This is a genomic window from Microbacterium paulum (assembly GCF_015707995.1).
In the GTDB taxonomy this organism is placed as follows: Bacteria; Actinomycetota; Actinomycetes; order Actinomycetales; family Microbacteriaceae; genus Microbacterium; species Microbacterium paulum.
This window is the reverse complement of sequence record NZ_JAAGRY010000015.1, coordinates 1-25338: the sequence shown is the minus strand read 5'-3', so window position 1 is coordinate 25338 and position 25338 is coordinate 1. Positions and strand designations below refer to the sequence as shown.

At 72.9% G+C, this 25338-nt stretch carries 19 protein-coding genes and 1 pseudogene; 9 read left to right on the top strand and 11 right to left on the bottom strand.

Annotated features, from left to right (window positions below; genetic code table 11):
• Positions 1-10: 10 nt before the first annotated feature.
• Complete coding sequence (locus tag G3N18_RS05415) at positions 11-2671, top strand: CHAT domain-containing protein (protein ID WP_196383282.1); 2661 nt, start codon at positions 11-13, stop codon at positions 2669-2671.
• A 263-nt stretch (positions 2672-2934) separates the two neighbouring features.
• Here G3N18_RS05415 and G3N18_RS05410 read toward each other — a convergent pair whose 3' ends face one another.
• The 4 genes from G3N18_RS05410 to G3N18_RS05395 form a co-directional block, all read right to left on the bottom strand.
• Positions 2935-3753 (bottom strand): LysR substrate-binding domain-containing protein, encoded by an 819-nt coding sequence (locus G3N18_RS05410; RefSeq protein ID WP_196383281.1) that lies wholly within the window; start codon positions 3751-3753, stop codon positions 2935-2937.
• Between the two features lie 82 nt (positions 3754-3835).
• Positions 3836-4243, bottom strand: a complete 408-nt coding sequence (locus G3N18_RS05405; RefSeq protein ID WP_196383280.1) for a transferase — start codon at positions 4241-4243, stop codon at positions 3836-3838.
• 40 nt (positions 4244-4283) lie between these two features.
• On the bottom strand, positions 4284-5465 hold the full coding sequence (locus G3N18_RS05400; RefSeq protein WP_196383279.1) for a glycosyltransferase: 1182 nt from the start codon (positions 5463-5465) through the stop codon (positions 4284-4286).
• Positions 5466-5470: 5 nt separating this feature from the next.
• A complete protein-coding gene (locus G3N18_RS05395) occupies positions 5471-6445 on the bottom strand; it encodes a phosphodiester glycosidase family protein (protein WP_196383278.1) in 975 nt (324 codons plus the stop codon).
• A 107-nt stretch (positions 6446-6552) separates the two neighbouring features.
• Between G3N18_RS05395 and G3N18_RS05390 the strand changes: the two genes are divergently transcribed.
• Complete coding sequence (locus G3N18_RS05390) at positions 6553-7215, top strand: YitT family protein (RefSeq protein WP_196383305.1); 663 nt, start codon at positions 6553-6555, stop codon at positions 7213-7215.
• Positions 7216-7223: 8 nt separating this feature from the next.
• Here G3N18_RS05390 and G3N18_RS05385 read toward each other — a convergent pair whose 3' ends face one another.
• The 3 genes from G3N18_RS05385 to G3N18_RS05375 form a co-directional block, all read right to left on the bottom strand.
• Entirely contained in the window at positions 7224-8006 is a 783-nt protein-coding gene (locus G3N18_RS05385) for an Fpg/Nei family DNA glycosylase (protein ID WP_196383277.1), read from the bottom strand.
• 27 nt (positions 8007-8033) lie between these two features.
• The gene (locus G3N18_RS05380; protein WP_196383276.1) at positions 8034-12830 is read right to left on the bottom strand and encodes an ATP-dependent helicase; all 4797 of its coding nucleotides are present in this window, start codon (positions 12828-12830) and stop codon (positions 8034-8036) included.
• A gap of 68 nt (positions 12831-12898) precedes the next feature.
• Positions 12899-13852 (bottom strand): hypothetical protein, encoded by a 954-nt coding sequence (locus G3N18_RS05375; RefSeq protein WP_196383275.1) that lies wholly within the window; start codon positions 13850-13852, stop codon positions 12899-12901.
• Positions 13853-13930: 78 nt separating this feature from the next.
• Between G3N18_RS05375 and G3N18_RS05370 the strand changes: the two genes are divergently transcribed.
• Both G3N18_RS05370 and G3N18_RS05365 read left to right on the top strand, forming a co-directional pair.
• The gene (locus G3N18_RS05370) at positions 13931-14098 is read left to right on the top strand and encodes a hypothetical protein (protein WP_196383274.1); all 168 of its coding nucleotides are present in this window, start codon (positions 13931-13933) and stop codon (positions 14096-14098) included.
• A gap of 158 nt (positions 14099-14256) precedes the next feature.
• Positions 14257-14646, top strand: a pseudogene (locus tag G3N18_RS05365) (hypothetical protein); the annotation flags it as partial.
• A gap of 160 nt (positions 14647-14806) precedes the next feature.
• Here G3N18_RS05365 and G3N18_RS05360 read toward each other — a convergent pair.
• Both G3N18_RS05360 and G3N18_RS05355 read right to left on the bottom strand, forming a co-directional pair.
• On the bottom strand, positions 14807-16498 hold the full coding sequence (locus G3N18_RS05360; protein ID WP_196383272.1) for an ABC-F family ATP-binding cassette domain-containing protein: 1692 nt from the start codon (positions 16496-16498) through the stop codon (positions 14807-14809).
• 342 nt (positions 16499-16840) lie between these two features.
• Entirely contained in the window at positions 16841-17548 is a 708-nt protein-coding gene (locus tag G3N18_RS05355; RefSeq protein WP_196383271.1) for an alpha/beta hydrolase, read from the bottom strand.
• Positions 17549-17638: 90 nt separating this feature from the next.
• Here G3N18_RS05355 and G3N18_RS05350 point away from each other — a divergent pair, with 90 nt between their 5' ends.
• The 5 genes from G3N18_RS05350 (at position 17639) to G3N18_RS05330 (ending at position 23540) form a co-directional block, all read left to right on the top strand.
• Positions 17639-18325 (top strand): NUDIX hydrolase family protein, encoded by a 687-nt coding sequence (locus tag G3N18_RS05350; protein WP_196383270.1) that lies wholly within the window; start codon positions 17639-17641, stop codon positions 18323-18325.
• Positions 18325-19140, top strand: a complete 816-nt coding sequence (locus G3N18_RS05345; RefSeq protein WP_196383269.1) for an AlbA family DNA-binding domain-containing protein — start codon at positions 18325-18327, stop codon at positions 19138-19140. The genes G3N18_RS05350 and G3N18_RS05345 overlap by 1 nt, the downstream gene beginning before the upstream one ends.
• Before the next feature lie 75 nt (positions 19141-19215).
• Positions 19216-21195, top strand: a complete 1980-nt coding sequence (locus G3N18_RS05340; RefSeq protein ID WP_196383268.1) for a M3 family metallopeptidase — start codon at positions 19216-19218, stop codon at positions 21193-21195.
• A 143-nt stretch (positions 21196-21338) separates the two neighbouring features.
• Complete coding sequence (locus G3N18_RS05335) at positions 21339-22688, top strand: DivIVA domain-containing protein (protein ID WP_338038294.1); 1350 nt, start codon at positions 21339-21341, stop codon at positions 22686-22688.
• A gap of 423 nt (positions 22689-23111) precedes the next feature.
• Complete coding sequence (locus G3N18_RS05330) at positions 23112-23540, top strand: GNAT family N-acetyltransferase (protein ID WP_196383267.1); 429 nt, start codon at positions 23112-23114, stop codon at positions 23538-23540.
• Between the two features lie 43 nt (positions 23541-23583).
• On the opposite strand, the gene G3N18_RS05325 is transcribed toward G3N18_RS05330, so the two are convergent.
• Positions 23584-24663 carry a beta-eliminating lyase-related protein gene (locus G3N18_RS05325; protein WP_196383266.1) on the bottom strand — a complete coding sequence of 360 codons (1080 nt, stop codon included), beginning with the start codon at positions 24661-24663 and terminating at the stop codon, positions 23584-23586.
• A gap of 59 nt (positions 24664-24722) precedes the next feature.
• On the bottom strand, positions 24723-25338 hold a 616-nt coding region (locus G3N18_RS05320), incomplete at its 5' end, for an SDR family oxidoreductase (protein ID WP_196383265.1).

The following is a 25338-nucleotide window of genomic DNA, read 5'->3' as shown; positions in this document are numbered from 1 at the left end:
GGAACACGGCATGCTGGGGTTCGTGCCCGTCGACCCCGCCGTCCGCTATGAAGCGGCGCGCGCGCTCGCGAACGATCGCCGCTACCGCGAGGCCGAGGCGGCGCTCGACGAGGCTGCGGCGGCGCTCGACGAGGCCGAGGCCGCGCTCGACGCGGCAGCGGGAGCCCCGGCGCCCGCGCACGAGGGTGGCGCGGATGCCGAGGCATCTCCCGCCCCCGACGACGACCTGCGCGCCCGCATCGCCGGCACCCGTGCGTATGTGCTCGACCAACTCGGCCGCCCCGACGAGGCCGAGGCGCTCTGCCGCGCCACGCTCGCGGGCGAGACGCGGATGAGCGCGCATACCCGCGGGGTCGTGGAGGGGCAGCTGGGCACGATCCTGCTGCACCGCGGCCGGCTCGACGAAGCAGACACGGGGCTCGGCCGGGCGATCGCGACGATCCCGGGCGACCCGCTCGCGGTGGCGAACGTGCGCATGAACCGCAGCCTCGTCGGCATGCAGCGGCGCGACCTCGCGGCCGCCGCGGCCGACCTCGAACTCGCGATCGCGGCGTTCGAGGCGCACGGCAGCGCCGTCGATGTCGCCGAGGCGCGTCACAACCTCGGCTACACGGCGCTTCTCGCGGGCGACCTCGTGCGTGCGCTGCGCGAGATGGGCGCCGCCCGCCCCGTGGTCGCGGCGGCCTCTGAGGCGAACGCTGCGATCTGCGACGCCGACATGGCCGAAGCGCTGCGCGACGCCGGGCTCGTGACCGAGGCCGAGCGGTTGCTGCGGGCCGCGGCCCGCGCGTTCAGCAAGAACGGCATGCCGCAGGCCCGCGCCGAGGCGGAACTGCACCTGGCGTGGTCGCTGCTGCGGCACGACCCGGGTGAGGGGGCGAAGATCGCCGCGCAGGCCGCGCGGCACTTCGACGCGCTCGGCGCGACCGCATGGGGCGACCGGGCCCGCGGCATCCGCGCCCGCTCGCTGCTGTCGGCGGGCGGCATCGATCGCCGCGGGCGCGTGATCGGCGGTTCCCGCATCGACGATGCCGAGGTCACCGCGATCGCGCGTGCGCTGGGCGACGCCGGCTTCACCTCGGATGCCACGGCGCTGCGCCTCACGCGTGAGCTGTGGCGGGCGCGGCACGGGGTGCGCGCGGGTCGCGCTCCGCAGGTCGCCGACACGGCGCCGCTCGAAGTGCGCATGCTCGCGTTCGAGGTGCGCGCCGAGCGCGCGGCGCGAGCGGGCGCCGACGCGCAGTCCCGCCGCATCGCCGCGGCGGGCCTCGACGAGCTCACGGCGTGGCGGTCGTCGTTCGGCAGCCTCGACCTGCAGACCTCGCTCGCGATGCACGGCAACACCCTCATGCTGACCGGGCTCGGCGCCGCCGTGCGATCGGGGCGCCCCGAGGTCGTGTTCGAGTGGTCGGAGCGGGCCCGGCACCTCAGCCTGGCGGTCGTGCCGCTGCGCCCGCCCGCCGATCCCGAGCAGGCCGCCGAGCTCAGCGAGCTGCGCATGCTGCGCGCCGATGCGGGCGGCGGCGAGTGGACCGACGAACCGCGTGCGATCGAGCTCGGCGAACGCCTGCGCCGGCGACAGTGGACGACCACCGGCGCCGAGGGCATCGAGAACCCGGTGGGTCTCGCCGAGGCATCCGCCGCCCTCGACGGCGACACGGCACTGCTGTCGTACGTGTTCAGCCCCGCGGGTCTGTCGTGCGTCGTGGTGACCGCGGCCGGGGCCACCGTGGTGCCGCTGCGCGGCTGGAACGAAGCGCGCACCGACCTGCCCGCACTGAGATCAGACCTCGACATGAGCGCGGCGGTGCGCTCGGGGCCTATGGCCGACGTCGTGCGCCGCTCGCTCGCCGACCGGCTCGACCGGCTGTCGGCGGTCATCGTCGACGGGCCGTTGCGCGGCATCGATGCCGCCCGGCTCGTCATCACCGCACCCGGCGTGCTCGCCGGGCTGCCGTGGACGATGCTGCCCGGTGTGCAGGCGCGCGCGATCACGGTCGCGGCGTCGGCCTCGCGCTGGGTGCACGGGCGCCGGCTAGGGGGGCGTTCGGGGGCCGGGCGCTCGGGTTACGGGCGTTCGGGTGCTGGGAGCGCCGCCGCGGCTGTGGGGTCGGCGGCAGAACCGATCACTCGGGGCGACGGTCCCACGTTCGTCGTGGGGCCCCGCGTCGCGCGCGGTCTCGAAGAGGCCGCCGCGGGGGCCTCCGCGTGGCCGCACGCCACGCTGCTCGCCGGCGCCGACGCGACCGTCGATGCGGTGACGACGGCCGCGGGGGCGGCGCGGGTGCTGCACCTCAGCGCGCATGGCCGGCACGCCCTCGACAACCCGCTCTTCTCGGGTCTGCAGCTGCACGACGGCGCCTTGTTCGGCTACGACATCGACCGCATGGCGACCGTCCCCGAGGTGGTCGTCTTGTCGGCGTGCGAGGCCGGGCGCTCCGCGGTGCGCTGGGGGGAAGAAGCGGTCGGGATGACCCGGGCGTGGCTGCACGCCGGCGTGCGAGCCGTGATCGCGGCGCCCGTCGTGGTCGCCGACGACGACGCGTGCGACCTGCTCGGAGCGCTGCACACGGGGCTCGCGCAGGGTGCGTCGCCGGCGGTGGCCCTCGCGGACGCGGCGGAGCACACCGGCATCCGAGCCCCGTTCCTGTGCCACGGAAACGGATTCTGAAAAGACTCTTATCTGGCGTGTATCAGAGGGCGCCGAGGGCGCTCCTCCTGTGTGGAAGGACCGCTTCAGACGTCGCAGAGATGTCACGAGCCGCCGCTGGGGGACGGCGACCCGGTCGTTTCGCGCGGCGGGTGCGGCCGGGAGGATTTCAGCGCCTGCCGTGGGGCCGGTGGGCTGGGGAGCCGCCGGCCCCTTCTTCGCGCCGGCGGGGCGCCGGCGGGTCAGTGGTGGGTGTCGGCGGGTGTCCGGGGCGTGGTTGCGGATCAGCGCGACGAGTTGGCGGTGCGCCCGCGCACGATGCCGATGAATGCCTCGACGAGCGGCGGCGTCTCGCCCTCGGGCCAGGCGAGGGCGACCGGTGACACGGGTGCATCCACGAGCGGACGCGAGGCGATGTCTTTGCGGTGGTGCAGGCGGGCGAGCGACATCGGCACGATGACGACCCCCACCCCCGCCGCCACGGTCTCGATCGCCTGGCCCACGGTGGCGGGCGGAGCGAAGCGCGGCGGCACGGCGCCGGCGACCACGACGTCGAGTGGCGGGTGCTCCGGGACGATCACGACTTCGCCGGCCAGGTCGGCGAGCGTGAGTTCGTTGGCGGCGGTCAGGTGCGAGTCGGCGGCGCAGACGACCACCGGCACCTCGTCGTAGAGGGCGATCGCCTGCAGTCCGGTGCGGTCGATCGGCAGCCGCACGAGGGCGGCGTCGACAGCGCCGTCGGTCAGGGCTGCGCGCTGGTCGCCGAGGTCGAGGGCGACGAGGTCGAGGGGGATGCCTGGCATCCGTTCTTTCCAGACGTCGATCCACTTGCCGGGCGTCGCGCCCTCGATCGCGCCGAGTCGGAACGGGCCCGCGGGCAGTGCCGTGCGCGGGGCCGCGGGTGCGGCGGGAGCGGTCTTCTTCGCTCCGCCGGTGCGGGCAGCGGCGTGCTTGCCGCTTTTCGTGCCGGGATTCTTGCCGCGCGATGCGCCGGCTTTGGATGCCGCGGCCTTGGATGCCCCGCCGGAGCGGCCTTTCGGTGCGCCGGATCCCCGCTGCGGCTTCTTGCCGCCGCGGCCGTCACGCGCGCCGGATGCTGCCATGGGGCCAGCGTAGCCGCGATGCCGCGGCACAGTGCCCTGAGGCGCCCGGCCCGCGTCCACGCGCGGTGCGTGCGCGAGAGAGTCAGGCCGCGAGGCGCAGGCCGCGCTGGTCGGTCGCGACCTTCTCGCCGTCGGCGATCTGGGTGTCGTCGCCGATCAACGAACCGCCCGCGACGTGCGCGTGCGCCCCGACCACGGCGCGCACGCCGATCTTGGCCGAGGGGCCGATCGCAGCGCCCGATCCGATGTGGGCGTGCGGTGCGATCTCGGCGTTCGGGCCGATGACGGCGTCGGGTTCGACCCACACACCGCGGCCGATGTGCGCGCCCGCGGCGATCTGGGCGCCCGGTTCTATGTACGCACCCGCTTCGACGAGCGCGCTCGCGTGCACCTTGGCGCCGTTGGCGATGAGGCCCCGTCCGTTGACGTGCTTGCGATAGCGCAACGTGCGGCCCTGATCGTCTTCGATGTCGACGTAGTTCTTGCCCACAGAGATCCTCCTGCAGACTGCAACGGCGGTGCGGCCGGGATCATTCCCGCGCATGCGTGCGAGACCGCAGGGTCGTCGGCACCGGGGCGAAGACGACGGCGCGCTGCACCGAGAAGCTCACCGCGAACAGGGTCAGATCGGTCACGATCTTCGCGGGCAGAGTCGCGAAACCCGCGTCGGTCAGGGCCGTCAGCATGCCGAAGCTCGCCGTCAGCAGCAGGGCGGCGAGTGAGAAGTAGCGCGCCGCGGCGGTGCGCAGCGGCACCTCGCGCCCCGCCCCGAAGACGAGGCCGCGGTTGATCGCGAAGTTCATGCCCGAACTCGCCACCCGCGCGAGCACGACCGACAAGAGCAGCCAGCCGGTCGCCGCCTGCAGCACGACCAGCAGCACCGTGTCGACGAGGAAGGCGAGCAGGGCCGACGCCGAGAAGCGCAGCAGCGGCGCGTAGATGCGCGCCGAATCGGCGAGGGGGCGGAAATGACTCGCGGAGTTCTCGTCGAGATAGATGGTCGAGATCGGCACCTCGACGAGGTCGATTCCGGCGCCCGGGGCGGCCAGCAGCATCCGGAACTCGTACTCGAAACGGTCGCCCGGCAGCGAACGCAGCCACGGGAGCACGCGGGCGGGGAACCCGCGCAGCCCGGTCTGGGTGTCGCGCACGTCGCGCCCGGTCGCGAGACGGAACATCCGCCGCGTGAACGCGTTGCCGGCGCGGCTGCGCAGCGGCACCGGCCCCGTGAAGCTGCGCACGCCCAGCACGATCGCCGGCGCGGCCGGCGCGGGCGATGCGAAGGAGACAGGGGATGCCACGGCGGTGCCGCTGCCCGCGCGCGAACCCGATCCCGCGACTGATCCCGATCCCGCACTCGCGGCGCCCGCGGCGACCAGCGCCGGAGCGGGTCGCGCCGCCTCGAGCGCCTCGGCGACGCGGGCGATGTCGGCGGGCGTGTGCTGCCCGTCGGCGTCGGCGGTCACGACGTCTTCGCCCGCCAGATCGCGCTCAGCGATGCTGAAGCCCGTGCGCAGGGCCGCGCCCTTGCCGCGGTTGTGCGTGTGGTGCACGACCCGCGCGCCCGCCCGGGCGCACTCCGAGAAGACGGCGGCGTAGTCAGGGCCCGAGCCGTCGTCGACGACGAGAACCGGGTACTGCGGCAGGAGCGATGTGACCAGGGCGACGAGCCGGTCGTCGGGTTCGTAGGCGGGGATCAGGACGAGAGACATCGGGATCACTCCGCCGCGATGTAGAGGATGTCGCTCGTGGCGCGCTCGCCGCCGTTCGAGGGCTGGTTGACGACGACGCCGTTGAACCACAGCTCGCTCGAGCCGCCGCCGTCGAGGTTGTAGGCCGTCGTCGCGCCGAGCGAGATCATGATGTCGGCGAGTTCCGGCAGCGTCGCTCCGCGACTGTAGCCGGGGTCCCGGCCGTCGACGACGACGAGCAGAATGTGGCCGTCGGCGGCGACGCCGATCGCGGTGCGGGGCTGCTCGCCTTGGATCGAGTGGTTGCCGACGTTCGTGTCGACCTCGACCTGGTCGATGCCCGACACCGCTGCGCCGCTCTCGACGATCGCGGGCCCGAAGCTGAGGGTGTTCCACACCCCGTCGGCGACGAGTTGCGCGGCGGTGGTCTGTGTCTCGTCGTAGACCTTGACTGTGCCGTCGCGGTACATCGCGAGGCCCTCGCGTGCCCCCGAATCGCGGAAGACGACGCCGTTGCGGATCACGATGCCGCTGTCGCGGAACCCGTAGTAGTCGCCGTTCACGGCGAGGATCGCATTGTTCGCCGTCGCCGTCTCGCTGACCAGGGCAGTGATGTTCTCGCCGAACTGGTTGTTCGCGAACGCGCCGCGCAGGCTCGTCGCGTCACTCAGCGTCAGGTCGGCGACGTAGTAGGTGATCGTGTCATCGCCGGTGCCCTGCGTGTAGGTGGTGATCGAGATCGACGTGTCGTCGGAGGTGTAGCTCGTCGCGGTCGTGACAGGTGTGGATGCCGTGGCATCCGTCGCCTCATCGGTCGCCGTGGCGCTCGGGGTCGCGGTCGCCGCCGCGGTGGCGTTCTGCGCGGCCTCGTAGGCCGCGACGTCGGAGACGACGACGTGGGGGACCACGAATCGGTCGAGGGCCCAGGCGGTACCGCCGGTCACGGTGAGAGCCAGCACGACCGACCCGGCGATGATGCTGCGCTTGAGTCGTCTGTTCATGCCCCCCAGTGTTCGCCGTGTTCTCAGGCGGGATCGAAGCACAGGCTATGCGAGGCCTATGCAGTGCGGCGCGGGCGGTGCGCCGCGCGCGGGCGCGGCTTGGGATGATGGATGCCGTGACCGACGCCTCCCCACCCGACCCGACGACCGCGCCGTCGCTGGTCTTCGACGACCGCGCGAACGCGCACTCGGTGGCAGAGGACGTGCTCGGGATTGTGACCGGCACCGTCCTCGCCTCGCTCGGGCTGCACCTGCTGCACGCGGCGCACGCCGTCACCGGCGGCACCGCGGGCCTGTCGCTGCTGCTCGGCTATGCGACCGGTTGGCCATTCTGGGCGCTGTTCACCCTCATCAACGTGCCGTTCGCCCTGCTCGCGGTGTGGCGGCGCGGGTGGAGCTTCACGATCCGCACGGTGATCTCGATCGTGCTCGTCTCGGTGTGGGCGCCCGTGCACGACGCGCTGTTCCCGATCGGGTGGATCGAACCCTGGTACGGCACGCTCGCCGGCAACCTGCTCGCCGGCGTCGGCGTGCTGATCCTGTTCCGCCACCGCTCGAGCATCGGCGGCATCAACATCATCGGCCTCGAAGTGCAGGACCGCACCGGCTTTCGCGCCGGCTGGACGATGATGATCTTCGACCTCGTGATCATCCTGTGCGCGCTGTGGGTCATTCCGTGGCCGAACGTCGTGATGAGCGCGGCCGGCGCGGTGCTGCTGAACCTCGTGCTCGCCCTCAACCACCGGCCGGGGCGGTACCTCGGGCACTGACCGCGCCGTCAAGTCTGGCACACGGGGCACCAGAACACGATGCGCTCGCTCGTTTCGGTCGCACCGAGTTCGGTGCGGCGGATGGGGGTGCCGCAGCGCCGGCACGGGCGGCGCTCGCGGCGGTAGACCCAGTTCTGCTGGCCGGGTCGCGTGTTCCCCGTGAAGGTGCGCCCGTTGCGGTCGCGGTTCGCGCGGATCATGCGGGCGGCCGTGTCGACGAGGCCCGCGACGACCGGGGCATCCAGCTCGCTCGCCGGCCGCATGGGCAGCAGGCCGCGCACGAACAGCAGCTCGTTGGCGTACTCGTTGCCGAGCCCGGCGAGGTTGCGTTGGTCGAGGATCGCCACGTGCACGGGCCTGGGGTCGGATGCCACGCGCCGCGCTGCCTCGGCGGCGTCCCAATCGGGGCCCAGCAGGTCGGGGCCGAGATGGCCGACGAGCGCGTCTTCGTCGGTGGTGCGCACGAGATCGACCATCGCAATCTCGAATCCGACGGCGACCGCGTGCTCGGTGCCGACGATCGCGCGCGCCTGGAAGGCGGGGGATCGCCAGCGCTCGCCCGGCGCGAAGACGAGCCAGCGGCCCTCCATCTTGAGGTGCGAGTGCAGCGTGTAGTCACCGATGCGCATCAGCAGGTGCTTGCCGCGCGGCACCACGGCCTGCACCGTCTCGCCGGTGAGGTCGGCGGTCGCGTGCGCCGGTACGCGGATGTCGAAGCGCGTGACCTCGTGGCCTGCGAGCGCCTCGTCGAGGCGGCGCGCGGCGCGGAAGACGGTGTCACCCTCGGGCACGGGTGCCCCGTTCCCCGGCCCGGGCCGTCATCGCGCGCGCCGCAGCGTCAGCCCGCGGCTCGACTCGACGAAGCCCGCCGCGAGCAGCGCGCGCCCGACCGGGGTGCCGTAGACGAACGCGCCCGACACCTGTTCGACGGTGAGGGTGTCGAGCCGGTGGGCGCGCGACGTCTCGACGAGCGAGCGCGCCGCGGCGGCGAGCACCTCTTCGTTCTCGCTGAACGCGAGCGCCGACCGGCCGCCGCGCTCGAGGTAGAGCACGAGCGCGCCGTCGACGAGCGTCACGAGGCCGCCCGCCTTGCGCCCCGGGCGGTGCCCGACGCCGTCGAGGGCCGGCCAGGCCAGCGCGGCGCCGTAAGGGTTGGCCGGATCGGTCGCGGCGAGGGTCAGAGCGCCGAGCGGCGCAGGGTCGGGTAGCGCGGCGAACTCGCGCAGCCGGTCGACCGTGGCCGAGGCCGCGAACTGCGCCGCGCCGAGCTGCTCGATGAAGTAGCCGCGACGGGTGTGACCCGAGTCTTCGAACCCGGCGAGAATCCGGTACGCCTGCGCGAAACCGCCCGGCATCCCCTCGGCCTGCACGCTGCCGCGGGTGACGACCCCGTAGCGGTCGAGCAGCAGGCCGGCGGCGGCCGTGGCCCGCAGCACGTCGTCGCCGCTCGGTGCGGGCAGGATCGACCACCGGCCGCCGATCAAGGGAGGCCGCTGCGGGGCAGCTGTGGCCCCGGCCGGGCGGGTGGGCAGCGGCATCCCTCGGAACATCCGCGCGCGCGGCGTGCGCCGCACGGTGCGGTGCGCCTGCGATCCGCCGCCGAGCAGGGCGCGCACGGGGGCGAAGGTGTCGTTGGTGACGCGGCCCGTCCAGGTGAGGTTCCAGAGGGCGTCGATGACGGACTGCTCGTTCTCGGCGCCCGCCGCCGCGGCGAGCTGCCCCGCGAAGTACGCGCCGCCGTTCGTGAGCTGGTCGAGCACGCGCTGCTCGAGGTCGGTCGGCGGCTCGGGGTCGTCGGGCGGGGTCAGGGTGAGGGCCACGGTGTCGGCCGGGTGCAGGGCGATCCAGCCGTCGCGGCCGGGCAGCGAGCCGTGACCCGACCAGACCACCTCGCCGGTCGCCGTCAGCTCGTCGAGCATGGTCGAGCGGTAGTCCGACACCCGCGCGGGCAGGATCAGCGACTCCCACGCGCTCGCGGGCAGCGGCACTCCGGCCAGCTGCTCGATCGCGGCGAGCACGCCGTCGATGCCCTCGAGCGGCCGCCCGCCCGCCGACCCCGCAACGTGCTGCCACGAAGGGAGGAAGCGGGCGAACGCCTGCGGCGGCACGGGCTCGACGGTGCCGCGGATGGCCGCGAGCGAGCGCAGCCGCAATCGGCGCAGCACCTCGGCGTCGCACCACTCGAGGTCGTCTCCCGCGCTTGCACCGCCCGTTGCGCCCGCGCCGGGGCTGGGGAGGAAGAATCCGCTCGCAAGACGGCCCTGCGACTCGAGCCGTTGCAGCGTCTGGCGGGCGACGGCCGTGCCGAGGCCGAAGCGCGCGGCGACGTCTGCCGTGCGGAACGGTCCGTGGGTGCGCGCCAAGCGCGCGACGAGGTCGGCGAGCGGATCGACGACCGGCTCGAGGAACGCGTTCGGGATGCCGACGGGCAGCGCCGCCCCGAGGGCGTTACGGAGCCTCCCGGCGTCTTCGATCTGCGCCACCCGCTGCGCCCCCGCGATCGCCACGGGGATCGCGCGGCGCGCGGTCACCAGCTCGTCGAGGTACGCGGCCGCGGTGCGTTCGTCGGCCGGCGGGGGGGCGGCGGCCTCGGCATCCGTCTTCTCGCCCTGCCGTTCGCCCTGCTTGTCGGCTTGCAGACGCAGCGCGACCTCGTCGGCGCTGAGCGGTCCGAGCAGGCGAAGCAGGTCGGCGATGCCTTCCACGCCGCGCACGCGCCGGTCGGGGGCGAGGCGCTGCGCCTCGGCTTCGAACCGCGCGATGACGCCCGGGTCGAGCAGTTCGCGCATCTCGACCTTGCCGAGCAGCTCACTGAGCAGAGCCGGGTCGACCGACAGCGCGGCCGCGCGACGCTCGGCGAGCGGCGAGTCGCCCTCGTACATGAACGCGCCGACATATCCGAACAGCAGGTCGCGTGCGAAGGGCGACGGCTGTGACGTGGTCGTCTCGACGAGACGGATGCGGCGGTCGCCGATCGATCGCGCGATGCGCAGCAGCGACGGCAGGTCGTAGACGTCTTGCAGCACCTCGCGCAGCGTCTCGAGGATGATCGGGAACGTCGGGTGGTTCTTCGCCACCTCGAGCAGTTGCGCCGACTTCTGGCGCTGCTGCCACAGGGGCGAGCGCTTGTTCGGATTCAGCCGCGGCAGCAGCAGGGCGCGCGCCGCGCACTCGCGGAAGCGAGAGGCGAACAGGGCAGAGCCCCCGACCTCGTCGGTCACGATCTGCTCGAGCTCGTCGGGCTCGAACACGAACAGCTCGGCACCCGGTGGCTCGCTTTCGGCGTCGGGCACCCGCACGATGATGCCGTCGTCGCTCGCGACCGCCGATCCATCGACGCCGAGTCGCTCACGGATGCGCGCGTTCACGGCAAGGGCCCACGGCCCGTGCACATGCATGCCGTACGGGGAATGCAAGATGATGCGCCAGTCGCCGACCTCGTCGCGTGAGCGCTCGACGGTCAGCGTGCGGTCGGTCGGCAGCGTGCCCGTCGCCTCTTTCTGCTCGGAGAGGTAGGCGAGCAGATTGCCGATCGCGTTGTCGTCGAGCCCCGATTCGCGCAGCCTCGCGGTGGCCTTCTCGGGGGCCGAGCCCGCGACCTCGCGCGAGAACCGGCCGAGCGCCTCGCCCAGTTCGGCGGGCCGGCCGAGCCCGTCGCCGTGCCAGAACGGCAGCTTTCCGGGCTGGCCGAACGCGGGCAGCACGTTGACGCGGTCGTGGGTGATCTCGACGATCCGCCAACTCGTCGTGCCGAGGGTGAACACATCGTTCACGCGCGACTCGTAGACCATCTCTTCGTCGAGCTCGCCCACGCGGGCGTTCCGGGTCTCACCCGCGACGAAGACGCCGAACAGGCCGCGGTCGGGGATGGTGCCGCCGCTCGTCACCGCGACGCGCTGCGCGCCGGGGCGGCCGGTGAGCGTGCCGTGATCGCGATCCCACACGACGCGCGGCCGCAGCTCGGCGAACTCGTCGGACGGGTACTTGCCGGCGAGCAGGTCGAGCGTCGCCTCGTAGGCCGAGCGCGGCAGCGTGCGGAAGGGCGCCGAGCGGCGGACAGTCTCGAACCATTCCTCGACGTCGATGGCGCCCGTCGCGCACGCCGCGATCGTCTGCTGCGCGAGGATGTCGAGCGGGTTCGCGGGCACCGCGATCGCCTCGATCTGACCGGCGAGCATCCGCTCGGTGACGACGGCGGTGTGCAGCACGTCGCCGCGGTGCTTGGGAAAGAGCGCCGCGCGACTGATCTCGCCGACCTGGTGGCCCGCGCGCCCGACGCGCTGCAGGCCTGATGCCGCGGACGGCGGCGCCTCGACCTGGATGACGAGGTCGACCGCCCCCATGTCTATGCCGAGTTCGAGCGAGCTCGTCGCGACGACGCAGCGCAGCACGCCGCTCTTCAGCTCGTCTTCGACCTGCGCACGCTGCTCTTTCGACACCGACCCGTGGTGCGCCTTCGCGAGCACGGGCTCGGCGCCCGCCGACGCTCCAGCCTGCGCCATCATGGCGGCGGGGACCGCCGGCTCGGGTGTCTCGAGCCCGAGCCGTTCGGCGTAGATCTCGTTGAGGCGCCCGGTGAGGCGCTCGGCGAGGCGTCGCGAGTTGGCGAACACGATCGTGGAGCGGTGCGCGAGCACGCGGTCGACGATCGCCTCTTCGACGTGCGGCCACACCGACCCGGTGACCTCCGACGGCTGCGACGGCGCGGAGAACCAGTCGCCGTCGCCGCTGTCGCCGGCGCCTGCCGTGGCATCCGTCTCGGCCTCATCATCGGCCTCGACGCCGGCACTCGGCGGGGGCGGCGGGTGGAGCATATCGTCGATCGGCACGACGACGGTGAGATCGAAGGCCTTGGTCGCCCGCGGGGCGACGATCTCGACCGGCGCCGATCCGCCGAGAAAGCGCGCGACCTCGTCGATCGGTCGCACGGTCGCCGAGAGCCCGATGCGCTGCGCGGGCTGCTCGAGCAGCGCGTCGAGCCGTTCGAGGCTCACCGCCAGGTGCGCGCCGCGCTTGGTGGCCGCGACCGCGTGCACCTCGTCGACGATGACGGTGTGCACGCCGCGAAGGGTCTCGGATGCCTGGCTCGTGAGCATCAGGTACAGCGATTCGGGCGTCGTGATGAGGATGTCGGGCGGTTCGGCGATGAGCTTGCGGCGATCGGCCGACGGCGTGTCGCCCGAGCGCACCCCGACCGTCACGTCGGGCACCGCGATGCCGAGTCGCCGCGCCGACTGACCGATGCCGACGAGCGGTGAGCGCAGGTTCCGCTCGACGTCGACGCCGAGCGCCTTGAGGGGCGAGACGTAGAGGATGCTCGTGCGCGCGGCATCCGCCTTGGGCTTCTTCGTGCGCTTCGCGCCCGGCTTCGCGGCGGGGTCCGCGGGCGTCGCGTCGTCGACCGGGGGCGCCGGCGGCCGCTCGCGGAACACCCGGTCGATCGCCCACAGGAACGCCGACAGCGTCTTGCCCGACCCCGTCGGCGCGACGACGAGGGCGTGCCGACCGTGCGAGATCGCCTCCCACGCGCCGGCCTGCGCCGCCGTCGGCTGCGCGAAGGCGCCACGGAACCAGTCCTGGGTCGCAGGACCGAATCGCTCGAGCACGTCGCTCATCGATCCATCTTCGCGCGCCCCTCCGACATCGGCGCGGGTGTTCGCCGACAGCGCCCGCGCCCGCCGGCTCAGCGGGCCCGGGTGGTATGCGCGCCGTCGGCCGCCCACGCCGCCCCCAGCGCGAACAGCGTCGACACCCCGTAGTGGCTCATGGCCGCGGCGATCCGCCGCCGCCCCGTGCGCGGATTGACGCCGATCTGGCGCGATGCCGCGTCGAGCGTGAGCCCCCGACGCATGAGGAGGAGCAGCCCCGTCCACGGCTCGGAGGAGGTCGTCGCCGGCGTCGCCGTGCGCCAGAGCGAGCTGAAATAGGCCGAGAGCATTCCCGCCAGGGCGCCGCTGCGCACGCTCACGACGCTCGTCGGCCGATGCTCGCCCCACTCGTAGGGGATCGCGATCTGGTCGCCGTCGATCCAGAACCAGCTCGGCGGGTCGTCGAGAAACCGGTACTCCATGCCGGCGGCCGTGAAGGCGGTGAGCAGGGCGGCCATGCGGGGGTCGTCGGCGACCGCCGTCGGAAGGATGACGCGGACGGCGTCTTTGGCGCGGAACGCCGCCGAGAACCGGGCGACCCGCTCGTCGGGGCTCGTCAGAAAGCGGTCGATGTCGGGCAGCACGGCATCGAGCGTGCCGACGTCGCGGCGCCCGAACTCGAACCAGACGTCTTCTGACGCACGCGGCCCGTGGCGGGTGACGACCGGCATCGGATCGGCCGTCGTCTGGCCGATCGACCAGTGCCCGATCATGCCGGGGAGCTCCGTCACGACCCGCTCGATCTCGCCGAGCAGGTCGCGTGCGGTCTCGCGCAGTTCCGCCGCGCGCGCGGCAACCGACTCCGCCGCCCAGTCGGCCGGATTCGCGTAGACGAGGTCGTCGCCCTGCCCGCCGAGCCGTCCGCGATCGCGCAGCCGCGCCACCGCATCGTGGATGCCTGTGACCGGAAGCTGGGCGAGGGTCGCCAGCTCGGCGACCGTCGCGGGGCGGCCGCGGTAGGCGAGGGCCAGGAGAGAGGCGTCATCCATCGCCCCAGATTGTCCTGTAGCGGACACGTCCGCAAGAGGTTCTTGTCAGCCGTATGGACGGATCAGGACACTGATCTCATGGTGGATTGTCTCCCCGCGACCGGCGGCGGCCTCGCGATCCCCGTCATCGCGCTGGCGCTGGTCCTGAACGCCGGCTACATCATGCTCGGCCGCATCGCGGAGATCGCCGCGGATGCCCTTACGAAGAGCTCGTCCGCACGCGGTTCATCGAACCGCTCGGGCTGACGCACACCTACCTCGACGGTGAGGGGTCGGGCCAGGACGCCGTGAACGGCTTCGTGCTCACGTGCGCCGGGGGTGAGGGCGCCGCGTGCGCCGGCAAGAACGGCACCGTCGAGGCGCAGGAACCCTCGCCGCAGTAGCCGGGGGCGTGGGCGGCGGGCAGCATGGTGAGCTCTGCCGCCGACCAGGCGGTCTGGATCCGCGCGCTCGTCGGCGGCGACGTCGTCGATGCCGCGCACCTCGACGAGATGCTGACGATCACGCCGCTGTCGTCGGAGTTCTACTCCGCGGCCTACGACGCATCAGGTGTGCCGCACGTGCAGCTCGGCGAGGGCGCGGGCCTCGCGACCTGGCAGGTGCCCGGCGTCGGCACCTGTCACGGTCACGCGGGCGCGATCCCCGGCTCGAACGGGACCGCGGCGTACTGCCCCGACAAGAAGCTCGCGATCGTGATCTTGAACGCCACCGAACCGGCGGCCCTCACGCCCGGCTACCCCGGACTCACGCCGCTCACCTCGGGCACGCTGTGGGCCGCGAGCGCCGGCGACTGACCTCTGCGGCAGGGGTCGGGCGGGGGCTGGGCGGAGGTCGGGGCGGGCCCGCGTACGGTATTCAGTCTGCGCGCGGGCGCGGCGGCGATGCGGCCGCGGGATTGTGCGGCCGCGCTCGCCGGGCCCGCGCGCTGAGACTGAATACGGTACGTCGCGCCGCTCAGCCGGCGCGCTCGCCGCCGAGCTGTACCTCGGCCAGGCGGCCCTCGCGCAGCTCGAGCATGAGGCTCGGCTCGAGGCGCGCGAGGAATGCGTCGTCGTGGCTCACCACGAGCACGCCCCCGCGGTAGGCGGCGAGGGCGCCGACGAGCTGGTCGACGGTGTCGAGGTCGAGGTTGTTCGTCGGCTCGTCGAGCACGAGCAGCTGCGGCGGCGGGTCGGCCATGAGCACGCACGCGAGCGCCAGCCGGAACCGCTCGCCGCCCGACAGCGCCGCGACGGGGCGCAGCACCGTGTCGCCGCGCAGCAGGAACCGGGCGAGCCGGTTCCGCAGCTCGACGTCGCCCACACCCGGCGCCGCGCGCCGCAGATTCTCGAGCGGCGACGCCGCGTCGTCGAGCCCGTCCACCCGCTGCGACAAGTAGCCGACGCGGTCGGTGTGGGCCTCGATCCGGGGCGACAGCAGGGCGAACCGGTCACCGGGGGCCTCGGCGGGCCCCGAAGGGTCGATTCGCCCTGCTGATGCCACCCTCGAAGCCCCCGAGCCTGCGGCCACCAGCCGGCGCAGCAGCGTGGTCTTGCCCGCGCCGTTCGGGCCGACGAGTGCGACACGCTCAGGCCCCTGCAGCACCCACGCGCGTTCCTCCGAGGCGAGCGTCGCGAGCCGCCGGCCCGCGCCGACGCCGGGGTCGGGCAGGTCGATGCGCACGGTGTCGTCGTCGCGCACGCGCCGCTCCGCGAGGTCGAGCGCGGCGCGCGCGTCGGCCGCCTTGGCGGCTGCCTCGACGCGCAGCCTCCCGGCCGATTCCTGCGCCGCGCGCTTGCGCGCGTTCGCGACGATGCCCGGCACCCGTTTCTCGACGGCGGCCTTGCGCCCCATCGCCGCGCGCGACGAGATGACCTGCTCCTGGTGGATGCGGTCGCGCTTCTCGCGCCGCACCGCCTGCCGCGCCGCGCTCTCGGCCTGACGGGCCGCCGCCTGCTCGGCATCCATCGCGTCGCGCCACTGCGAGTAGGGGCCTCCGAAGGTCGACAGCGTGCCGCCGTACAGCTCGGCGGTCTCGTCCATCAGCTCGAGCAGCGCGAGGTCGTGGCTGACGACGATGAGGGCGCCGCGCCACTGCCGCACGAGGCCGTAGACGCGCGCCCGCGCGCTTCGGTCGAGGTTGTTCGTGGGCTCGTCGAGCAGGGCGATCGGCCGCCCGCGCAGGCGCACGCCGACGAGCGCGACGAGCACCGCTTCGCCGCCCGACAGCTCGCCGATGCGGCGGTCGAGGGCGCCGGCGGGAAGGCCCGCCTCGTCGAGTGCGGCGGTCGCGCGCGCCTCGACGTCCCAGTCGTCGCCGATCGTGTCGAAGTGCCGGGCGTCGACGTCGCCGTCGGCGATGGCGCGCACGGCGTCGAGGGCGTCGCCAACCCCGAGCACATCGGCGACGCGGCGATCGGTCTGCAGGGTGAGGCGCTGCGGCAGCAGGTCGACGTCTCCCGCGACCGCGAGGGTGCCGGATGCCGGGGCGTGCACCCCGGCGATGAGCGAGAGCAGGGTCGATTTGCCCGAGCCGTTGCGCCCGATGAGACCGGTGCGGCCCGCGCCGAACGCTCCGGAGAGCTGCTGCAGGGCGGGGGTGCCGTCGGGCCAGGTGAAGGTGACGCGGTCGAGGGCGACCGAGGGGGTGGTGGGATGTGCGGGCATGGTGTCCTCCGGAGTGTCGGGGCGCGAGGCGCGGCGACACCGGGCGGCTCCGAGGCGGCGAAGGGCTCGCAGAGCGAGCGCGCGGCGCGGGAGGCGGAGGGTCGACGGCCGGCGCGGGGGTGGGTGCGCAGGCGCGTCGATGACCCGGAAAAACGGGTGCCCGTGGGAGTGAACGGAGGGTCGACGGCTCAGCGCGAGATCACAGCGCGGCGTCGAAACCCTTCAACGGTCTTCCTCACACTCGGGACGGGGAACGCGGAACAGCCTAACGGATGCCTCGCACCCGCGACAGACCGCCGCCTCGCGCCCTCTGCGCGCGAGCCGGTCCCCGACCTCGCGCGCTCAGAGCGCGTCGAGCCGTGTGCCGAGGAATGCGACGACGTCGGCGAGCTCTTCTTCGGACACGCTGTGGGTGAGGCCGGGGTAGACCCGTCCGCTGAGTTCGACGTGGCGGGGCAGCCACTCGATCGTGTGGGCGACCCGGTCGGCCGGGATCACCTCGTCGCGCGCTCCGCGCCCCCAGAACACGGGCGGTCGGCGCTCGGCGAGGGCCGCGTCGGTCGGCAGGTCGCCGTCGGCGACGAAGCCGGCGAGGTTCACGACGAACGAGAAGCGGTCGGGGTGAAGCCGCAGCGCCTGCAGGGCGATGACCGAGCCCTGCGAGAACCCGAGCAGGCCCACGGGCGTCTCGGCATCCGTCGCCCGCGACACCCAGTCGGCGAACGCGACGGCTGCCGCGGTCGCAGCGGCCGGGTCGCTCGCGTGCAGACCCTCGATCGGAAACCACGACCAGCCCGGCGCCGGGAAAGGCGGCGAGAGCGGCGCGCGCACCGCGGCGTAGACGAACTCCTGCGGCAGATGGGGCACGAGCCCGAAGAGGTCCCGCTCGTTCGAGCCGTAACCGTGCAGCAGCACCAGCAGCGGCCTGCCCGCGCGCTCTTCGGGCGGCGCCGACCACAGCACGGCGGCGTCGTCGAGCTGCGGCGCGTCGGCGGCCGAGTCGGCGCCCAGGCCGCCCGCCGCGCCGATGTCGTGGGGTGCATCGCTCATTCCGACATCCTGACAGGAGGGTGCGACCTCGTGCATGGAAGTCCCGCACGGATGTCCCGCACAGGTCGGGCTTCGGGGTATACAGGAGGCATGGCCGTCCGCACCCCCGACCCCGATCCGAACGAGCGCGACGACGACGGGAACCCGCGCGATCCGCTGCGCGGACTCGGCGGCGGAGGCTTCGGCGGCGGGGGCGCGGGCTCTCCGGGGCATCCACTCGGCGACGGCTCGTTCGGCTCGCCCGCTCCCGGCAACGCCGCGAACCCCGGCTGGCTCACCGAGGTCGAACTGGCCGAGGCGCGTCGGCGCCTGCCGATCCTCTACGTCGAGGCGATCCCCGTGCGCACCGACGGCATGGGCCAGGTGACGCAGGTGGGCGTGCTGCTGCGGGCGACCCCGCTCGGCGAGATCACCCGCTCGATCGTGTCGGGCCGGGTGCGCTACGGCGAGACCGTGCGCGACGCGCTGTTCCGCCACCTCGAGAACGACCTGGGCCCGATGGCCTTCCCGCTGCTGCCGCCCCAGCCGGTGCCGTTCACGGTCGCCGAGTACTTTCCGCTGCCGGGCATGACCGCGTTCCACGACGACCGTCAGCACGCCGTGTCGCTCGCGTTCGTGGTGCCCGTCACCGGCACGTGCGAGCCGCGCCAAGACGCGCTCGAAGTGACCTGGATGTCGCCCGAAGAGGCGTCGTCCGAATCCCTCGCCTCTGAGATGGAGGGCGGTCGCTCGATCCTCGTGCGCCAGGCGCTCGCGTCGGTCGGCGCGCTGCGCTGATGGGGCGCAGTGACGCGCTGATCGAGTTCGGCATCGCCCTGCCGATCGCGCTGCTCGTCGCGACGGGCATCGCATGGGTCGTGCAGCGCGTGTTCCGCCGGCGGCTGTCGCTGCCGCTGTCGGTCATGATCCTCGTGTCGATCCTGGGGCTCAGCGCGGGCATGCTGCTGGCGGGCAGCCTGTTTTCGGGTCTGCGGCTGTGGATGCCGACGACGATCGTGCTCGCTTTCGCGTGCAGCGTGGGGCTGTCGTTCCTCGCGGCGGGAATCGCCGCCGTGATCACCGGGGGATCGGGGAACGCCGACGTTCCCGCGATGCTCGCGGCGGGCGAGAGCGACCGGGTCGAGTTCAAAGAGACGGCCCGCTGGAATGTGCGCGAAGAGAAGAAAGACGCGCGCATGGAGCAGGTGGTCGCCAAGACCGTCGCCGCCTTCCTCAACAGTGCGGGCGGCACGCTCGTGGTCGGCGTCGACGACGCGGGCACGCCGATCGGGCTCGACCGTGACTACGCGACGCTGCGGACGCCCGACGCCGACCGGTTCGAGCTGTGGCTGCGCGACATGCTGGCCTCGTCGCTCGGCAAGAACGCCGCCGCGCTGCCGCGTCTGCGCTTCGCGCGGGTCGACGGGGCCGAGATCTGCATCGTGCGGTGCCCGCGTGCGGCCGAACCGGTCTTCGTGAGCGCGGGCGGCAGCACCGAACTGTGGGTGCGCGTGGGGAATTCGACGCGGGCCTTCGGGGTCGACGAGGCGGTCTCGTATGTGGCCCGCCGGTTCACGCCGAGCGTCACCGAGATGATTCTGCGGCGTCGCTGACCTACTCGCCTCGCTGGCGGCCGGCCGGCCGCGCGCGCCGTGGCGGTGTCGGGCCCGGCGCGTAGGCTCGGAACCATGACTTCTCCCGCGCCGATCGCCTATCCGACCGACCTCGACGGGTGGTTCGCGTTCGTCGCCGAACGGCCCGCCGCGGCGGTCGAGCTGGTCGCCGCCGTCGACGAGCGACTGACGCGCGCCGGCGATAACGACGTGGATGCCGCGGCGCGCCTCGACCTCTGGAACGACGCCGATCTGGCCCTCCGCCAGGCGACGAGCGAGGTGCACCTGCTGAGCGAGTCCCACCCGGATGCCGTGGTGCGTGCCGTCGCCGAAGAGCGTGTGCAGCAGCTCGAAACCCTGTCGGCGGGCCGCCTGCTCGAACCCGCCCTGTTCGCGGCGTTCGCCGCCGTCGACACCGACGAGGCGCGCGCGAACCTCGACGCGGAGCAGCGGCGCCTGCTCGACGAGGTGCTGCGCGACTTCCGCCGCGGCGGCGTCGATCTGCCCGAGCCCGAGCGTGCCCGCGTGCGCGCCCTCACCGAGCGCGAGACCGAGTTGAGCCTCGAGTTCTCGCGCAATCTGCGCGAGAGTCGCCGCGAGATCCGCGTCGCACCCGAGGCGCTCGCGGGGCTTCCGCAAGACTTCCTCGACGAGCACCCCGCCGGCGACGACGGGCTCGTCGTGCTCACGACCGACTACCCCGACTTCATGCCGGTGCGCGAGTACGCCGTCGATCGGGCGACCCGCACGGCCATCGTCGCCGCGTACAACGACCTCGCCTGGTCCGAGAACGATGCCGTGCTCGCCGAGCTCCTCGCGGTGCGCGCCGAGCTCGCCGCCCTTCTCGGCTACGGCTCGTGGGCCGACTACGAGACCGAGACGCGCATGATCGGGCGCGGCGCGGGCACCGGCGCCGCGGGCGGGAGTGCGGGCCCCGGCGGCGGAGCGGCGATCGCCGACTTCTTGGCGCGGCTCGACGAGGCATCCGCCGCCGCAGCCGCCGCGGAGTACCCCGTGTTGCTCGCGCGTCTGCGCGAAGACGAGCCCGAGGCATCCGAAGTCACCATCGCCGACTTCTTCTACCTGCTCGGGGCGCTCCGCCGCGAGCGGCACGACGTCGACGCGCAGCTCGTGCGCTCGTACTTCCCCTTCGACCGGGTGCTGCCGGGGGTGCTCGCCATCACGGGGCGGCTGTTCGACATCGAATACGTGCCGGTCGATGTGCCCACGTGGCACGCCGATGTGCACTCGTACGACGTCGTGCGCGACGGCGAGCTTCTCGGCCGCATCCACCTCGACCTGCACCCGCGCGAGGGAAAGTACAACCACGCGGCGTGCTTCGGCATCGCGCCCGGGATCACTGGCCGCGTCGTCCCCGAGGCGGCGCTTCTGTGCAACTTCTCGCGCGGGCTCATGACCCACGACGAGGTCACGACGTTCTTCCACGAGTTCGGGCACCTCGTGCACGACATCCTCGGCGGCGCGCAGCGCTTCGCCCGGTTCTCGGGCGTGGCCACCGAGTGGGACTTCGTCGAGGCGCCCAGCCAGCTGCTCGAGGAGTGGGCGTGGGATGCCGAGGTGCTCGCGACCTTCACCGCGAACGCGGCGGGTGAGCCGATCCCCGCCGAGCTCGTCGAGAAGATGGTCGTCGCCGATCGCTTCGGGCGCGCCCTGGAGGTGCGCCGTCAGCTCGGCCACGCGAACGTGTCATACCACCTGCACGTCGACCGCCCCGCCGACCTGCAGGCCGCGACCGAACACTGGTACCGGGTGACCTCGCCCGTGCAGCCGCTCCCCGGGGTGCACTCCTACGCCGGGTTCGGGCACCTGACCGGTTACGGCGCCTGCTACTACACGTACCAGTGGAGCCTCGTGATCGCCCGCGACCTGCTGTCGGGCTTCGGCGGCGACCTCCTGAACGCCGAGGCCGCGAAGCGCTATCGCCGCGAGATCCTCGAGCCCGGCGGCAGCCGCGACGCCGCCGATCTCGTCGAGCAATTCCTCGGCCGCCCCTTCGCGTTCGACGCATATCGGGAGTGGCTCGCCGGAGCGTGACTTCGTCGTGACCGGCGCCCGCCCATTCACGGCGCGAGGCCGCGGAAAGACGGCGTCGTTCGGGTACGATTCGTGTGTCGGCCTACCCGAGCCGCCATCCCCCACCCCGGCGCCTGCGGCGCCTGCCTCGAAGCGGAGTTCCCGTGTCCGACCTGCCAGAAAACACCGAGAACCCCGCCGCGCGAGCCGCCGGCACGAGCGATTCGTCGGTGTCGCCGTTCGACGAGCTGATGGCCGGCGCAACCGCGGGGTCTGTGGGGCCGGCTCCGGCGCGCGCAGGTCAGAGCGGTCAGGGCGGCCAGGTCGAGTTCACGACGACGTTCCGCGGCTACGACAAGGCCGAGGTCGACGCCGCGATCGCCGAGCTCACCCGCCGGCACAACGGCAGCTCCGAAGAGCTCGCCCAGCTGAAGGACAAGTACCGTCGCGCAGCCCTCACGGTCAAGACCCACCTCTCGACCATCGAAGAGCTCGAGGCGAAGCTGTCGAGCCTCGAGGCCGATCTCGCGGTCGAGCAGGCGCGCGCCACCAACGCCGAAGACAAGGTGCAGACCCTCTCCGACGAGCTCGTCAACGCCGCCGACGAATCGACCAAGGGCCGGGAACGGTTCGAAGAGGTGCTGCGGGTCGCCGAAGACCAGGCATCCGTCATCATCAAGAACGCCAGCGTGCAGGCCGACCGCCTGCTCGAGGCCGCCCGCGACGAGATCGCCGCGCAGCGTGCCGCCGCACAGGCCGACGCCGACACGCTGCGCTCGCAGGCCGAGACCGACGCCGCGCAGGCGCGGCTGCGCATCGAGACCGAGCTGACCGCCCACAGCGCCCAGCTCGAGCGCGAAGCGGCGCACGCCGCCGAGAAGGTGGCGCAGGCCGATCAAGAGGCGGCCGCGATCCGCACCGAAGCCGAGAAGGGTGCCGCGGCCCTGCGGTCGCTCGTCGCCCGCGAGAGCGAGCAGTCGCGCGCCGAGGCCGATGAGGCCGTGCGCGAGCAGCGCATGCGCGCCCTCGAATTCGAAGAGGCGCTGACCCGCCGGCAAGACGACGCGCAGCAGGAGTTCCTCGTGTTGCACAACCAGGCCGTCGCGCACGCCGAGCGCATCACCGCCGACGCGAACGACCAGGTCACGGCGTCGATCGAGCATGCTCAGCGCATCACGGCGAAGGCCGACGACTTCGACAAGCTCATGCGCGCGCAGTCGCAGCAGCTCGAGGCCGACGCCAAGCTGCGCTCGCGCGAGATCCTCGACCGTGCCAGCACCAAGGCGCAGAAGATCATCGACACGGTCACCCAGCACTCGCAGTCGGTGCTGCGCGACGCCGAAGACCGCACCCGCAGCCTGCGCTGGCAGCAGCAGCAGCTGACGAGCTTCATGGCCGAGGTCAAGGAGCTCATGCGCTCCGAGGGCGCCGGCGACGCGGCATCCGCCGTGCTCGAGGCCGCCGCCGAGCCGCCGCTCGCCGACTCGGGCCTCGACGAGACCACCGAGGCCTGACGCCTCCGGGCGATGCCTGGTTCGGGTGGCGCCCACGTCACCATCCGTCGGAGCCGTGGGGCTGGTGTCGTCTGGTGTGCCCCACTCGGTGACATCCGCACCACCGATCCGACGATCCGTGAGGCGGACGGGAGTCGCTCGCGGGGAGCGTGACGGTGAGTCCGCTAGCTGACGGTAGGTCAGCGAAAGGCCGCTGGTCCGCGCCACCTGCCCCTGACGAGACGAAAAGGACGACGATGACGAGCGCATTGGTGGGGCGACGGGTGACGGGGTGGTGTCTTTCCCGGCAGATGTCGTGGAGTCGGGACGGTGAGAGCTGGCTCGTCGAGGTTGCGGCAGAGACTCGTTCTCAGGAGCGCATCGCTGCGAGCCCGTCGCTTGCGGAAGCCCACCGCCTTGTCGAGGCGACGACCGCCTCCCGACGTGTGGCTGACGTTCATCGGCGAGATTCATGCGTCCGTAGGTGCCGCTGTGGGTTCTCTCGACCGCGTGTCCGGGAGTGAATGCATGATGACCGCACGTGTGGAGCCGGGCAGCGTTCCCGCTGGTGTCGTGATCGAGCATGACGGTCCGGTCGCCCATGCGCGAATCGATATCGACGGGGAGCTGGCTGCGCGCGGCCAAGTGGCTGTGCAGGCGGTTCACGCGGTGTTCGATCGCATCGAGACGATGCCCGCGTTCCGCCGCCGTGGCCTCGGACGCCAGGTCATGACAGGCCTCGCCGCCTGGACAGCGGACCATCACGCGACGACGGGCGTCCTCACGGCGAGCGTCAGCGGACGCAAGCTCTACGAGACCCTCGGGTGGTCTACGTTCGGCCCCGTCTCCACGTTCCGAGGCCGTGCCGAGTAACGGTTCGAACGAGGCGGGCGCGGCCGCAGACCCCGCGAAGGCCTCAGGTGAGCCGGGCGAGCTCTGCGACGAACGCGTCGACGTCGTCTTCGGTCGTGTCGAACGAGCACATCCAGCGCACCTCGTTCTTCGACGCGTCCCAGTCGTAGAAGCGGAACGCCTTGCGCAGCTCGTCGGCGACGCCCACCGGCAGGGTCGCGAACACGCCGTTCGACTGTGTGGGCTGGCTGAAGGCGACGCCCGCGATCGAGCCGTCGGCGAGGCCCGCCTCGACGCCGGCGCGCAGCCGCGCCGCCATCGCGTTCGCGTGCCGGGCGTTCCGCAGATACAGCTCGCCGGCGGGATCGGTCGAGGGCTCGAGCAGGGCGATCAGCTGCGCCGAGATGAACCGCATCTTCGAGGCGAGCTGCATGTTGAGCTTGCGCAGGAACAGCAGGCCGTCGGATGCCGCGGGGTCGAGCACCACGACGGCTTCGCCGCCCAGAGCGCCGTTCTTCGTGCCGCCGAAGCTCAGCACGTCGACGCCGACGTCGGTCGTGAACGCGCGCAGCGGCAGGTCGAGGGCGGCCGCCGCGTTCGACAGTCGCGCCCCGTCGAGGTGCAGGCGCATGCCCCGCTCGTGCGCGTGATCGCCGAGCGCGCGGATCTCGTCGGGCGTGTACAGCGTGCCGAGCTCGGTCGACTGCGTGATCGACACGACGAGCGGCTGGGCGCGGTGCTCGTCGCCCCAGCCCCACGCCTCGCGGTCGACGAGTTCGGGCGTCAGCTTTCCGTCATCGGTCGGCACATTCAGGATCTTGATCCCCGCGACCCGCTCGGGCGCCCCGCCCTCGTCGACGTTGATGTGCGCGGTCGACGCGGCGATCACGGCGCCCCACCGCGGCAGCATCGACTGCAGCCCCGTGACGTTCGCGCCCGTGCCGTTGAAGACGGGGAAGGCCTCTACGCCCTCGCCGAAGTGGTGGGCGAACACCTCTTGCAGACGGGCGGTGTAGGCGTCTTCGCCGTAGGCGATCTGGTGCCCGTCGTTGGCGGCGGCGATCGCCGCGAGTACCTCGGGGTGCACGCCGGAGTAGTTGTCACTGGCGAAGCCGCGGACGGCGGTGTCATGCAGGGTGGTCACGGGTATCCAGCCTAGTTCGGGCCCGGAACGGGCGGTGAGCGTGCGGGTGGTGCGGGGCGTCAGGCGCCGGCGAGGTCGATGATGCGGTCGTTGACGTCGGGGGCCGCGGCGCTCCACAGTCCGCAGAACGCGTGGGCCAGTTCGGTCTCGAACCCGTCGAGGGCGCGCACGCGGAACACCGTGGATGCCGCGCGCAGCGCGTGCCCGCCGTCGCGGGCCTCTTTCGCGAACCCCTGCGCGAGGGCGCGAGCCCACGCCTCTTCGGCGGCTTTCACGGCTGCGTAGTTCGCGCCGCCGGCGAGTGGCCGCGCGACCGCGGTCGACGAGACGATCGCCACGCGCGCCGCGGGCGACGCGAGAAGGTCTGCCCAGAACGCCCGCGTCACGTGCCGCAGGGCGGTGAGCCCGCCCTCGAGAAAGCGAAAGTCGGCGTCGGTCTGACCCGGCAGCCCGCCGCCGCCGCGCCACCCGCCGACGAGGTGCAGCACTCCGTCGATCCGCACTCCCTCGGCGTGCAGCCGCGCGGCGAGCGCGGTGACGGGTGCCTCGTCGCCCAGGTCGCACACGGCGGTCTGAGCGCCGAGTGCCCGGAGCGGCGCGAGCCGCGCGTCGTCGCGGCCGACCGCGATCACCCGGGCCCCCTCGGCCGCGAGCACCCGCACGGCAGATCGGAAG

Excerpts from the sequence above, each read along its gene's own strand:
- G3N18_RS05340 (WP_196383268.1), top strand. The coding sequence starts at position 19,216 with ATGACTTCTCCCGCGCCGATCGCCTATCCGACCGACCTCGACGGGTGG.
- G3N18_RS05410 (WP_196383281.1), bottom strand. The coding sequence starts at position 3,753 with ATGGCAGCATCCGGCGCGCGTGACGGCCGCGGCGGCAAGAAGCCGCAG.
- G3N18_RS05380 (WP_196383276.1), bottom strand. The coding sequence starts at position 12,830 with ATGAGCGACGTGCTCGAGCGATTCGGTCCTGCGACCCAGGACTGGTTC.
- G3N18_RS05355 (WP_196383271.1), bottom strand. The coding sequence starts at position 17,548 with ATGAGCGATGCACCCCACGACATCGGCGCGGCGGGCGGCCTGGGCGCC.
- G3N18_RS05390 (WP_196383305.1), top strand. The coding sequence starts at position 6,553 with ATGGATGCCGTGACCGACGCCTCCCCACCCGACCCGACGACCGCGCCG.
- G3N18_RS05400 (WP_196383279.1), bottom strand. The coding sequence starts at position 5,465 with ATGTCTCTCGTCCTGATCCCCGCCTACGAACCCGACGACCGGCTCGTC.
- G3N18_RS05415 (WP_196383282.1), top strand. The coding sequence starts at position 11 with ATGCTGGGGTTCGTGCCCGTCGACCCCGCCGTCCGCTATGAAGCGGCG.
- G3N18_RS05360 (WP_196383272.1), bottom strand. The coding sequence starts at position 16,498 with ATGCCCGCACATCCCACCACCCCCTCGGTCGCCCTCGACCGCGTCACC.
- G3N18_RS05375 (WP_196383275.1), bottom strand. The coding sequence starts at position 13,852 with ATGGATGACGCCTCTCTCCTGGCCCTCGCCTACCGCGGCCGCCCCGCG.
- G3N18_RS05350 (WP_196383270.1), top strand. The coding sequence starts at position 17,639 with ATGGCCGTCCGCACCCCCGACCCCGATCCGAACGAGCGCGACGACGAC.
- G3N18_RS05345 (WP_196383269.1), top strand. The coding sequence starts at position 18,325 with ATGGGGCGCAGTGACGCGCTGATCGAGTTCGGCATCGCCCTGCCGATC.
- G3N18_RS05370 (WP_196383274.1), top strand. The coding sequence starts at position 13,931 with ATGGTGGATTGTCTCCCCGCGACCGGCGGCGGCCTCGCGATCCCCGTC.
- G3N18_RS05395 (WP_196383278.1), bottom strand. The coding sequence starts at position 6,445 with ATGAACAGACGACTCAAGCGCAGCATCATCGCCGGGTCGGTCGTGCTG.